This window comes from Pseudomonas sp. ATCC PTA-122608 (assembly GCF_001952855.1).
In the GTDB taxonomy this organism is placed as follows: domain Bacteria; phylum Pseudomonadota; class Gammaproteobacteria; order Pseudomonadales; family Pseudomonadaceae; genus Aquipseudomonas.
Window position 1 is genome coordinate 79781 of the sequence record NZ_LPNO01000014.1, and the last position, 12506, is coordinate 92286.

General features: G+C 58.2%; 11 protein-coding genes and 1 pseudogene. 7 read left to right on the plus strand and 5 right to left on the minus strand.

Annotation, left to right across the window (positions count from 1 at the left end):
• Positions 1 to 60: 60 nt before the first annotated feature.
• Positions 61 to 384: a ferredoxin FdxA gene (fdxA, locus tag AU074_RS15300; protein WP_003208688.1), complete on the plus strand. Its 324-nt coding sequence runs from the start codon at positions 61 to 63 to the stop codon at positions 382 to 384.
• Positions 385 to 882: 498 nt separating this feature from the next.
• On the opposite strand, the gene apbC is transcribed toward fdxA, so the two are convergent.
• Positions 883 to 1977 carry an iron-sulfur cluster carrier protein ApbC gene (gene apbC / locus AU074_RS15305; protein WP_076015412.1) on the minus strand — a complete coding sequence of 365 codons (1095 nt, stop codon included), beginning with the start codon at positions 1975 to 1977 and terminating at the stop codon, positions 883 to 885.
• A 171-nt stretch (positions 1978 to 2148) separates the two neighbouring features.
• Here apbC and metG point away from each other — a divergent pair, with 171 nt between their 5' ends.
• The 4 genes and pseudogenes from metG (at position 2149) to AU074_RS15325 (ending at position 6225) form a co-directional block, all read left to right on the plus strand.
• The gene (gene metG / locus AU074_RS15310) at positions 2149 to 4200 is read left to right on the plus strand and encodes a methionine--tRNA ligase (protein ID WP_076015413.1); all 2052 of its coding nucleotides are present in this window, start codon (positions 2149 to 2151) and stop codon (positions 4198 to 4200) included.
• A 124-nt stretch (positions 4201 to 4324) separates the two neighbouring features.
• A pseudogene (gene rsxB / locus AU074_RS15315) lies at positions 4325 to 5152 on the plus strand (electron transport complex subunit RsxB); the annotation flags it as partial.
• 141 nt (positions 5153 to 5293) lie between these two features.
• Positions 5294 to 5932 (plus strand): endonuclease III, encoded by a 639-nt coding sequence (gene nth, locus AU074_RS15320; protein WP_010170146.1) that lies wholly within the window; start codon positions 5294 to 5296, stop codon positions 5930 to 5932.
• Positions 5933 to 6039: 107 nt separating this feature from the next.
• Positions 6040 to 6225: a PA3496 family putative envelope integrity protein gene (locus tag AU074_RS15325; RefSeq protein ID WP_003208696.1), complete on the plus strand. Its 186-nt coding sequence runs from the start codon at positions 6040 to 6042 to the stop codon at positions 6223 to 6225.
• Positions 6226 to 6296: 71 nt separating this feature from the next.
• On the opposite strand, the gene AU074_RS15330 is transcribed toward AU074_RS15325, so the two are convergent.
• The 3 genes from AU074_RS15330 to AU074_RS15340 form a co-directional block, all read right to left on the minus strand.
• Positions 6297 to 6929: a response regulator transcription factor gene (locus AU074_RS15330; protein ID WP_003208698.1), complete on the minus strand. Its 633-nt coding sequence runs from the start codon at positions 6927 to 6929 to the stop codon at positions 6297 to 6299.
• Positions 6930 to 7574: 645 nt separating this feature from the next.
• Positions 7575 to 8792 carry an argininosuccinate synthase gene (locus AU074_RS15335; RefSeq protein ID WP_048720141.1) on the minus strand — a complete coding sequence of 406 codons (1218 nt, stop codon included), beginning with the start codon at positions 8790 to 8792 and terminating at the stop codon, positions 7575 to 7577.
• A gap of 129 nt (positions 8793 to 8921) precedes the next feature.
• Entirely contained in the window at positions 8922 to 9830 is a 909-nt protein-coding gene (locus AU074_RS15340; protein WP_076015415.1) for an OmpA family protein, read from the minus strand.
• Positions 9831 to 9986: 156 nt separating this feature from the next.
• On the opposite strand from AU074_RS15340, the gene pyrC reads away from it, so the two are divergent.
• Together pyrC and rnt are read left to right on the plus strand one after the other, a co-directional pair.
• A complete protein-coding gene (pyrC, locus tag AU074_RS15345) occupies positions 9987 to 11033 on the plus strand; it encodes a dihydroorotase (RefSeq protein ID WP_076015416.1) in 1047 nt (348 codons plus the stop codon).
• Positions 11030 to 11707 (plus strand): ribonuclease T, encoded by a 678-nt coding sequence (gene rnt, locus AU074_RS15350; protein ID WP_076015417.1) that lies wholly within the window; start codon positions 11030 to 11032, stop codon positions 11705 to 11707. The genes pyrC and rnt overlap by 4 nt, the downstream gene beginning before the upstream one ends.
• Positions 11708 to 11772: 65 nt before the next feature.
• Here the strand turns inward: rnt and AU074_RS15355 are convergent, their stop codons facing one another.
• The gene (locus AU074_RS15355) at positions 11773 to 12375 is read right to left on the minus strand and encodes a peroxiredoxin (protein WP_003172097.1); all 603 of its coding nucleotides are present in this window, start codon (positions 12373 to 12375) and stop codon (positions 11773 to 11775) included.
• Positions 12376 to 12506 lie beyond the last annotated feature (131 nt).

Genomic DNA, 12506 nt, shown 5'->3' on the forward strand with positions numbered 1-12506 from the left:
GAACCTCGCGAGCCCTGCCACAAGGGGTTTCGCTGCCGCCGCCTGAGGAGAGAATTAGAAATGACCTTCGTCGTCACCGACAACTGCATCAAGTGCAAGTACACCGACTGCGTAGAAGTGTGTCCGGTGGACTGCTTCTACGAAGGCCCGAACTTCCTGGTCATCCACCCGGACGAGTGCATTGACTGCGCCCTGTGTGAGCCAGAATGCCCGGCCGTCGCGATTTTCTCCGAGGACGAAGTCCCGGCAGAAATGCAGGAATTTATTCAGTTGAACGTTGAGCTGGCGGAAATCTGGCCGAATATCACTGAGCGCAAAGACCCGATGCCGGATGCGGCGGAATGGGATGGCAAGAAAGGCAAGATTGCAGACCTCGAGCGCTGATAGCGTCGAAGCCCTCTAAAAGGCCCCTTGCGGGCCTTTTTGCATTTCTGCGGGGCGGGTTTCACTTTTCTACAGGCAAAAAAAAAAGGGGCGGTATGACCCGCCCACATTTTTTCCCTAGTCCCTGTGTTCCTTTTCATCATCCTGATGAATCGCATCCTGCGAGGTTCCCTGAGTCATCATTCCGTGATGACTGTGTCAATCCGTGGACACAGGGCTGATCTTAGAGAGTTCCCGGGGAAGTTCAACGGGATCCAAATCGCGGAACTATATATTTGCGCGTTCGATCAATAATAAATAATTGTTATATTTCAACAAGATATAAATACAGGCAATCAATTCAAGACGTCCGCACCGGCGAAAAAACCCAAACACTTACGAGAAAGTAAGTGAATGCTTACACCAGCAATTACGTAAAAGGGTAACGAGCGGGCCCTGAAAGTTCGCCAGGCAAGAAAAAGCCCCGACACCGTCGAGGCTTCTTTCCCATCAGGTGGATCAGTCGTCGCTGACAGTGATCGTCGGCATCGCCTGGCCCTCAGCTTCCTGGAGTACGATCCGCGCCCCTACGTGGCGGGCCAGTTCCTGGTAGACCATGGCAATCTGGCCATCCGGTTCAGCAGCCACGGTCGGCTTGCCACCATCAGCCTGCTCACGAATCCCCATGGACAGTGGCAACGACGCCAGCAGTTCAACCCCGTACTGGGTCGCCAGCTTCTCGCCGCCGCCTTCACCGAACAGATGCTCGGCATGGCCGCAGTTGGAGCAGATGTGCACCGCCATGTTCTCCACGACGCCCAGTACCGGAATGTTGACCTTGCGGAACATCTCCACGCCCTTGCGAGCATCCAGCAGCGCCAGGTCCTGCGGCGTAGTGACGATCACCGCGCCGGCCACCGGGACTTTCTGCGCCAGGGTCAACTGGATATCGCCGGTGCCTGGTGGCATATCGATCACCAGATAGTCCAGATTGCCCCAATCGGTCTGGGTGACCAGTTGCAGCAATGCACCGGAAACCATCGGGCCACGCCAGACCATCGGCGTATTGTCATCGGTCAGGAAGGCCATGGACATCACTTCCACGCCATGGGACTCGATCGGCACAAACCATTTCTGGTCTTTGATCTTAGGCCGGGTACCTTCGGCAATGCCGAACATCACGCCTTGGCTCGGGCCATAGATGTCGGCGTCGAGAATGCCGACGCGCGCGCCTTCACGTGCCAGGGCCAGGGCCAAGTTGGCGGCGGTGGTGGACTTGCCCACGCCGCCCTTGCCGGAGGCCACGGCCACCACGTTCTTGACGTTGGCCAGGCCCGGGATCTGCGCCTGGGCCTTGTGCGGGGCGATCACGCACTGGATGTCGACCTTGGCCGAGCTGACGCCGTCCAGGCCTTCAATGGCCATTTGCAGCATCTGCGCCCAGCCGCTCTTGAACAGCCCGGCGGCATAACCCAACTCAAGCTGGACCGAAACCTTGTCACCCTGCACGTCGATGGCGCGTACGCACCCGGCGCTGACCGGGTCCTGGTTCAGGTAGGGGTCGGTGTATTGGCGAAGAACGGCTTCCACCGCTGCGCGATTGACGGCGCTCATGGGCTACTCCCGAAAAAGACTGACTAAAACAGGCGGCTATCCTAACCGTTCCAGCGTCTTAGCGGCACGCTTTCGGCCGTCGGGAAAATCCTGAAACAGCCGCACGGGGTGAAATAAATTTCCCGGCGCTTTATAGTGGCCGACCTCCGTTTCATCAAGTAGCCGAGCCCCATGTCCGAGCCACGCAAGATCCTCGTCACCAGCGCCCTGCCCTATGCCAATGGTTCTATCCACCTTGGCCATATGCTTGAGTACATCCAGACCGATATGTGGGTGCGCTTCCAGAAGCATCGCGGCAATCAATGCATTTATGTCTGCGCGGACGACGCCCACGGTTCGGCCATCATGTTGCGCGCCGAGAAGGAAGGCATCACCCCGGAACAACTGATCGCCAATGTCCAGGCTGAACACAGCGCCGACTTTGCCGAGTTCCTGGTAGATTTCGACAACTTCCACTCGACCCACTCCGAAGAAAACCGCGAGCTGTCGAGCCAGATCTACCTGCGTCTGAAGGACGCCGGGCACATTGCCACGCGTTCGATCACCCAGTATTTCGACCCGGAAAAGAAAATGTTCCTGGCCGACCGTTTCATCAAGGGCACTTGCCCTAAATGCGGCACTGAGGACCAGTACGGCGACAACTGCGAAAAATGCGGCGCCACTTACGCGCCTACCGACCTGAAGGATCCGAAGTCGGCCATCTCTGGCGCCACCCCGGTGCTCAAGGATTCCCAGCACTTCTTCTTCAAGCTCCCGGATTTCCAGCAAATGCTGCAAACCTGGACCCGCAGCGGCACCCTGCAGGACGCCGTGGCGAACAAGATCGCCGAATGGCTGGACGCCGGCCTGCAGCAGTGGGACATCTCCCGCGATGCGCCGTACTTCGGTTTTGAGATCCCGGGCGAGCCAGGCAAGTACTTCTATGTGTGGCTGGACGCGCCGATTGGCTACATGGCCAGCTTCAAGAACCTGTGCGACCGTACGCCGGAGCTGGACTTCGACGCGTTCTGGGCCAAGGACTCCACTGCCGAGCTGTATCACTTCATCGGCAAGGACATCGTCAACTTCCACGCGCTGTTCTGGCCGGCGATGCTCGAAGGTTCGGGCTACCGCAAGCCGACCGGCATCGCGGTACACGGCTATCTGACGGTGAATGGCCAGAAGATGTCCAAGTCCCGTGGCACCTTTATCAAGGCGCGCACCTACCTGGACCACCTGTCGCCGGAATACCTGCGCTACTACTACGCATCCAAACTGGGACGTGGCGTCGACGACCTGGACCTGAACCTGGAAGACTTCGTACAAAAGGTCAACTCGGACCTGGTGGGCAAAGTCGTCAACATCGCCAGCCGTTGCGCCGGGTTTATCCACAAGGGCAACGCCGGTGTGCTGGTGGCTGAAAACGCCGCGCCAGAACTGACCGACGCGTTCCTGGCTGCAGCACCAAGCATCGCCGACGCCTATGAAGCCCGCGACTTTGCCCGCGCCATGCGCGAGATCATGGGCCTCGCCGACCGTGCCAACGCCTGGATCGCCGACAAGGCGCCGTGGTCGCTGAACAAGCAGGAAGGCAAGCAGGCTGAAGTCCAGGCCATCTGCGCCACGGGCGTCAACCTGTTCCGCCAGTTGGTGATCTTCCTCAAGCCGGTACTGCCACTGCTGGCGGCCGACGCCGAGGCGTTCCTCAACGTGCCGCCACTGACCTGGAACGACCACGCGACCTTGCTCAGCAACCATCAGTTGAATGAGTTCAAGCCGCTGATGACCCGTATCGACCCGGTAAAAGTCCAGGCCATGAGCGACGCGTCCAAAGAAGACCTCGAGGCCAGCAAGACCGATACCGGAGAAACGGCGCCTGCCGGCAATGGCGAACTGGCGAAAGATCCGCTGTCGCCAGAAATCGACTTCGACGCATTTGCCGCAGTGGACCTGCGGGTCGCGCTGATCATCAAGGCCGAAGCTGTGGAAGGCGCCGACAAGCTGCTGCGCCTCACCCTGGACATCGGTGACGAGCAACGCAACGTGTTCTCCGGGATCAAGAGCGCCTATCCGGATCCGTCCAAGCTCGATGGTCGCCTGACCATGATGATTGCCAACCTCAAGCCACGGAAAATGAAATTCGGCATCTCCGAAGGCATGGTGATGGCGGCGGGCCCTGGCGGTGAAGAGATCTACCTGTTGAGCCCGGACAGCGGCGCCAAGCCGGGTCAGCGCATCAAGTAAAAACTGCGAACCGCCCCATGGTCTCGGCCATGGGACGGTTTCAGCTAGTACCCCCTCCTCGCTTGCCGGATAATCGGATTCTGTTTGCTGTTGGCCCTTTGCTGGCCGTGGCTTTTCCGGGTTCCAACGCAATGATCAAACCATGAGCCTGATTCAACGTATCGACGCCCTGCTGCCGCAAACCCAATGTGGTAAATGTGGGCATCCTGGCTGCAAGCCCTATGCAGAAGGCATTGCCCAAGGCGAGGCGATCAACAAGTGCCCACCGGGCGGCCAGGAAACCATTGCCGGCCTGGCGCAGCTGCTGAAGCTCCCGGTGCTGGAGCTGGACACATCCCGAGGCGAAGCGCCCGCACAGATCGCGTTTATCCGTGAGGCGGAGTGCATCGGCTGTACCAAATGCATCCAGGCCTGCCCGGTGGACGCCATCGTCGGTGCTGCCAAATTGATGCACACGGTGATTATCGACGAGTGCACCGGCTGTGACCTGTGTGTGGCGCCCTGCCCGGTTGACTGCATCGAAATGCGCCCGTTGACCACGGTGTTGCCGATTGTCGGCGGGCTGGCCACCAATGATCATGAGCGCCAGGCACGCAGCCTCAAGCGCGATCGGGCAAGGCGGCGGTTTGAACAGCGCAACGCGCGGCTGCAACGCGAGGAGGAACAGAAACTCGCCGAACGCCTGGCACGCACCAAGCGCGCTGCACCGGTGGCTGCGGCGACGGAGAACCCGGTCCAGGCCGCCATTGAGCGGGTTCGTGCACAAAAAGCCGCCGCGATGGACGCCGCCTTGAAGAAGGCCAAGATCAACCTGGCCATGAGCCGTGCCCAATTGCACAAATCGTTGAAAGCCTTTGGTCACCCGCCGACCTTTGAACAGCAGTCGCAGTTGATCATCCTGCAACAACACTTCGAAACAGCAGAGCAGGCGCTTGCGGCACTGGTGGCGGCCGATGCTCGCACTTGAAGCCCTTGATCATCAGCCGCACGTTATGAAGCGTGTACTGCGGATGACCGCCGCGTTTATCCTGCTCGGGTTATTGGGCTCGTTTTTCGTAACCACACTGACTGTCTGCAAGGAACCGCTCGCCCCATGAACGCCGCAAAACGCCTGGAAATTTTCCGTCGGCTTCACGAAGACAACCCGGAACCAAAAACCGAACTGGCCTATTCCTCGCCGTTCGAGCTGCTGATCGCCGTGATTCTTTCGGCCCAGTCCACAGACGTCGGCGTCAACAAGGCCACGGCCAAGTTGTATCCCGTAGCCAATACTCCGGAGGCGATCTACGCGCTTGGGGTTGAAGGGTTATCCGAGTACATCAAGACCATTGGCCTGTACAACAGCAAGGCGAAGAATGTCATCGAGACCTGTCGGCTGCTGGTGGAGTTGCACGGCAGCGAAGTGCCGCAGACACGTGAAGCCCTGGAAGCACTTCCAGGCGTAGGCCGCAAAACCGCCAACGTGGTGCTGAATACGGCGTTTCGCCAACTGACCATGGCGGTGGACACGCACATCTTTCGGGTCAGCAACCGCACCGGGATTGCCCGCGGAAAGAATGTGGTGGAGGTGGAAAAACAATTGATGAAATTTGTGCCCAAGCCCTATCTGCTGGATTCACATCACTGGCTGATCCTTCACGGACGCTATGTCTGCCAGGCCCGCAAGCCGCGCTGTGGCAGTTGCCGCATCGAAGACCTGTGTGAATACAAGGAAAAGACTTCCGACGATTGAGCCATCATTGCTTTTATTGATGAGTCGATTGAAAAAATCTTTTTTACCAGGCTCAAGATTATCGCTATAAGGAGCGCCAACGGCAGTCTTAGCCTGGAGTTAACCTTATGAGCACTGGCAAAGAACAACTGGATGTAGAAGACGACGTTGTTGGCGCTGAATCCGACGATGATGCAGCGGAAGCGCCGGTAGAGGTGGCCAAGACCAATTTGAGCAAACGCCGCACCATCGACAACCTTCTGGAAGAGCGGCGCTTGCAGAAACAGTTGGCCGATTACGACTTCGATCTCTAATCGACCCAACGACAAACAGAAGCCTCCCCTACGGAGGCTTTTTTCTGACGGCATGTAAGTGCGCGGCCGACCTATACCAACCCGTTGCGCTGGGCCAGTTCGATCAAATCCACCAGAGAGCGTGCATTGAGCTTGAGCAGCAAGCGGGTCTTGTAGGTACTCACGGTTTTGTTGCTCAGGAACATGCCATCGGCGATCTCCTTGTTGGTTTTGCCGCGGGCCAGTTGCTGCAACACCATCATCTCCCGGCCGGAAAGGCGCTCGACCATGTCCGCTTCGCTGGCGTTACCCATTGTGGAGCGCACCGAGTTCAGCGCCTGGTTGGGGAAATAGCTGTACCCGCACAGCACCGCCTTGACCGCGCTCAACAGCTCGGTGAGATCCTGCTGCTTGCACACATAGCCGGCGGCACCCGCCTGCATGCAGCGCATGGAAAAGTGTCCTGGCGCCTGGGAAGTCAGCACCAGCACCTTGAAGGGATGGGCCTGTTTGGTAGAGGACAGCCGGCATATAACTTCCAGGCCATCGAGTTTAGGTATTCCAATATCCAGTATGACAATGTCCGGCATATGCTCCCGTGCAAGTTGCAAGGCATCGACACCGTTATCGGTCTCGGCAACGACCTCATAACTATGACGTTCCATTAGCATACGCACAGCAAGACGAATGACGGGATGATCATCCACGATCAGCACTTTATTCATGGGCAAGTCCAATTTCGCTGTTCGAATTATTAAGAGCAAGCACAATAGCCTAGTCGTTTCCCGCTTGGCATAGTGCTCCCCCCCAAGCAACAGCAAGCAGAGACCCAACCCACAACGACATAGGATTTAACCTACAAAAAAACGCCCAGGTGGAGGTGTCCAGTTTTGTTGAGGCTTTCAGACCTTTCCTAGCGCAAACATATTTTGAGTGAAAATTCCCAAGGTTACGGGGTGCGGAGTAAACGTAACGCACACGAGTTTCAGGAAATGCCCCTTGTACGTTGTCAGAAAGCCCGTGGTTCCGGGCTGAAACCCACGTTTTAAAAGTTCCATGCGACATTCTTGATTACGCTCCAGAAATCCTACAGGCATGTCAGTAGCTGACATATTCGTCGTACATTTCTGAGTGAAATTTCTGTAGTACATAGTTCCTACACACGAGAAAAAAACCACTTTCAACAATGCATCTCTTATCGGATGAAAATAATAAACATTGCACCCTTAAAATATAAACATTACGCCCTTGAGCACAGGGTGGTCTTGAGCTGAACTATAAACGCAGCATCCTGCGCAAAGACTTAAGCCGGATTTTCAGCCAAAAAAAATGGCCCTCGAAGGGCCATTTTTCATTGCAACTTAAAGCACTCAGAACAACTTGCGACCTTTGTTGGCCGCAATACGCATGCGCAAAGCGTTCAGTTTGATGAAGCCTGCCGCGTCTGCCTGGTTGTACGCGCCGCCATCTTCTTCGAAGGTGGCGATATTGGCATCGAACAGCGACTCGTCGGACTTGCGACCGGTCACGATCACGTTGCCCTTGTACAGCTTCAGGCGCACAACGCCGTTCACGTGGGCCTGGGAAGCGTCGATCATCTGTTGCAACATCAGACGCTCCGGGCTCCACCAGTAGCCGGTGTAGATCAGGCTGGCGTACTTGGGCATCAACTCGTCTTTGAGGTGAGCCACTTCACGGTCCAGGGTGATGGACTCGATGGCGCGGTGAGCGCGCAGCATGATGGTGCCGCCCGGGGTCTCGTAGCAGCCACGGGACTTCATGCCCACATAACGGTTCTCGACGATGTCGAGGCGGCCGATACCGTGTTCGCCGCCGATACGGTTCAGGGTCGCCAATACGGTGGCCGGGGTCATTTCGACGCCGTCCAGCGCGACGATGTCGCCGTTGCGGTAGGTCAGTTCCAGGTACTGGGCCTTGTCAGGAGCGTTCTCCGGGGAGACGGTCCACTTCCACATGTCTTCTTCGTGCTCGGTCCAGGTGTCTTCCAGCACGCCGCCTTCATAGGAGATGTGCAGCAAGTTGGCGTCCATCGAGTACGGGGACTTCTTCTTGCCGTGACGCTCGATCGGGATGGCGTGCTTTTCAGCGTAGTCCATCAGCTTTTCACGGGACAGGAGGTCCCATTCACGCCACGGAGCAATGACTTTTACGCCTGGCTTCAAGGCATAGGCGCCCAGCTCGAAACGTACCTGGTCGTTGCCCTTGCCGGTGGCGCCATGGGAAATGGCGTCAGCGCCGGTTTCGTTGGCGATTTCGATCAAGCGCTTGGCGATCAGCGGACGTGCGATGGAAGTACCCAGCAGGTACTCGCCTTCGTAGACAGTGTTGGCGCGAAACATCGGGAAAACGAAATCGCGGACGAACTCTTCGCGCAGGTCGTCAATGTAGATCTCTTTCACGCCCATGGCTTGCGCCTTGGCACGTGCAGGTTCGACCTCTTCGCCCTGACCCAGGTCAGCGGTGAAGGTCACCACTTCACAGTTATAAGTATCCTGCAGCCACTTGAGGATCACCGAAGTGTCCAGGCCGCCGGAATACGCGAGAACGACCTTGTTTACGTCGGCCATGCCATCACTCCACGGGGTTGTACGGAAAGGCGTCGATTCTACCGACCAAAACCGTGAAATTACAGGGGCGCGACAGCAAATGAAGATAAAGCGACAGATTATGTCGAGCGGGCGACGAAACGCCGCACCTTATGAGGTGGCGGCGGCGTTGCCTGGCGCTTTGGCTTGGGGCGCCGGTTTTTCGGGGGCTACCACCCGTTCGAGTTGAATATTCACCCGACGGTTTTTCGCCCGGTTGGCCGGATTGGTGTTCGGCGCCAACGGGTAGCTTTCACCATGGAAACGCAGGGCAATCTGCGATTCATCGATGCCATTGGCCTTGAAGTAGTCCATCACCGCCAATGCTCGACGCCGCGAAACATCACGATTGGTCAGGCGATTGCCGCTGTTGTCGGAGTGGCCGTTCAACTCGATGTGGTTGACCGTCGGGTCGGCTTTCATGAACTCGAGGATCACCGAGAGCTTTTTCTTGGCCGCCGCATCCAGTTCGATGCCACCACCCGGGAAACCCACTTCAGTCTGTTTGACCTGCTCGAAATTCATCGGCAGCAGCTTGGTGGTGCACAGCTGATAGTCGTTGTACGCCTTGTTGAATTTCACCGGCAACAGGCGAATCTCAGAGTACCCGCCATCGCGCCCATAGTGCCGCACAGTCGGGCTACGACCTTCGAGCAAGCCGGTGAACAAGCGCCCGGCCTGGGCCTGGGAGCTGTTAAACAGAACATCACCGCTGCCGACGCGCACCGCGCCGAGGTTGATATCACCGCGCCCCGGCTGCCACGGCGCAGCGGCCGCCAACAGGGTTGCGGAGCCGGCACCCAACGAGCCGCTGAAGGCTTTCAGACGAAACGTCGCCTGCTCGCCGGCCCGGCGCACGAACTCCCCCGAGCCGAAATCAGTGATCGGCTGGGTCAAGCGGCACTCGAATTTATCGCCCTCCACCTTCCACTCAATATTCTCCAGACGTGTCTGGAACGTGAGGGCCATCGCGGGCAGGCTGGCGAACACACTGAGCAGGGCTAGATAATGCTGGCGCACGGGAGGCTCCACAGGTTTCTACAACACATCAAGGCGTCATACATCGTTAAGGCATACCCAGGGATATCGGTCGCATCCTGCAAAACTTGATAGCGAGTGCCTGCAAGAGTCTTTTCCGGTAGCATTCCCACCAGATTGACCCGCCTGGAATCCCCAATGTCCGACCGCCTGACCCTGCTGCGTCCCGACGACTGGCATATTCATCTTCGCGATGGTGCTGCGTTGCCCCAAACCGTGGCCGATGTAGCGCGCACGTTTGGCCGCGCCATCATCATGCCTAACCTGGTACCTCCGGTGCGTAACGCCGCGGAAGCCGATGCCTATCGCCAGCGCATTCTCGCTGCACGACCGGCCGGCAGCCGCTTCGAACCCCTGATGGTGCTGTACCTGACCGATCGCACCCAGCCCGAAGAAATTCGCCAGGCCAAAGCCAGCGGTTTCGTGTACGCCGCCAAGCTGTACCCGGCCGGTGCGACCACCAACTCCGATTCCGGCGTCACCAGTATCGACAAGATCCTGCCGGCCATCGAAGCCATGGCCGAAGTGGGCATGCCGCTGTTGATCCACGGTGAAGTCACCCGCGGCGATGTCGATGTATTCGATCGTGAAAAGATCTTCATCGACGAGCACATGCGCCGCGTGGTCGAGCGGTTCCCGACCCTCAAGGTCGTGTTCGAACACATCACCACCGCTGAGGCCGTGCAGTTCGTCACCGAGGCTTCGGCCAACGTCGGCGCGACCATCACCGCCCATCACCTGTTGTACAACCGCAACCACATGCTGGTGGGCGGGATTCGGCCGCACTTCTATTGCCTGCCGATTCTCAAGCGCAACACGCATCAGGTGGCGCTGCTTGATGCCGCCACCAGTGGCAGCGAGAAATTTTTCCTCGGTACCGACTCTGCGCCCCACGCCCAACACGCCAAGGAAGCCGCGTGTGGTTGTGCCGGTTGCTACACCGCGTACGCGGCGATCGAGTTGTATGCCGAAGCGTTCGAACAACGCAACGCCCTGGACAAGCTTGAAGGGTTCGCCAGCCTCAACGGCCCGCGTTTCTACGGCCTGCCGGCGAATACCGACCGCATTACCCTGGTCCGTGAAGACTGGACCGCCCCCACCAGCCTGCCGTTTGGCGAGCTGACCGTTATCCCGCTGCGCGCCGGTGAAACACTGCGCTGGCGCCTGCTGGAGGAACACCCGTGAGTGAAGACCATTACGACGACGATCAGGAACACGGCGGCGGTGGTGGCGGTTCCCGTCACCCGATGGCCGAGCGTTTTCGCGGCTACCTGCCGGTTGTCATCGACGTAGAAACCGGCGGTTTCAATTGCGCCACTGACGCATTGCTGGAAATCGCCGCTACGACTATCGGCATGGACGAACAGGGTTTTGTGTTCCCGGAACACACCCACTTCTTCCGCGTCGAGCCGTTCGAAGGCGCCAACATCGAAGCCGCGGCCCTGGAGTTCACCGGGATCAAGCTCGATCACCCGCTGCGCATGGCAGTCAGTGAAGAAGCGGCGCTGACCGACATCTTCCGTGGCGTGCGCAAGGCGTTGAAGGCCAATGGCTGCAAGCGCGCGATCCTGGTGGGTCACAACAGCAGCTTCGACCTGGGCTTCCTCAACGCCGCCGTGACGCGCCTGGACATGAAGCGTAACCCGTTTCACCCGTTCTCCAGCTTCGACACCGCGACCCTTGCCGGCTTGGCCTATGGCCAGACCGTACTGGCGAAAGCCTGCCAGGCGGCCGGTATCGACTTCGACGGTCGTGAGGCCCACTCGGCCCGCTACGACACCGAGAAGACGGCCGAACTGTTCTGCGGCATCGTCAACCGCTGGAAACAGATGGGCGGCTGGGAAGACTTCGGCGACTGAAGCCAAATCCCGCGCATAAAAAAACCGGCCTTCTCAGGCCGGTTTTTTTGTCCCGCGAATCTGGCTTACAGCTTGCCAGCGTTCTCGGTCAGGTAAGCCGCAACGCCTTCTGGCGAAGCGTTCATGCCTTTGTCGCCTTTTTTCCAGTTGGCAGGGCAAACTTCGCCGTGCTCTTCGTGGAATTGCAGAGCGTCGACCAGGCGGATCAGCTCTTCCATGTTACGACCCAACGGCAGGTCGTTGATGATCTGCGAGCGCACAACGCCCTTGTCGTCGATCAGGAACGCGCCACGGAAAGCAACGCCGCCTTCGGACTCAACGTCGTAGGCCTTGGCGATGTCGTGCTTCATGTCGGCAGCCATGGTGTATTTGACTTTGCCGATGCCGCCATCATTGATGGCGGTGTTGCGCCAGGCGTTGTGGGTGAAATGGGAGTCGATGGAAACGGCTACCACTTCAACGTTACGGGCCTTGAAATCGTCCATGCGGTGATCCAGAGCGATCAGCTCCGATGGGCAGACGAAGGTGAAGTCCAGCGGGTAGAAGAACACCAGGCCGTATTTGCCTTTGATGGCTTCAGACAGTTTGAAGCTGTCTACGATTTCGCCATTGCCGAGGACGGCTGGTACGTCGAAATCCGGGGCTTGTTTGCCGACGAGTACGCTCATAGGGTATCTCCTGATGGTGGTGACTTGAAGTAAAAGGATCCCTTCCAGTGTGCCGCAGGTAAACGACAGCCCTGTGACGGGATCACGCTTCGTGAAGACCGACCATCATACACGGCTCGGGAAAAAACCGT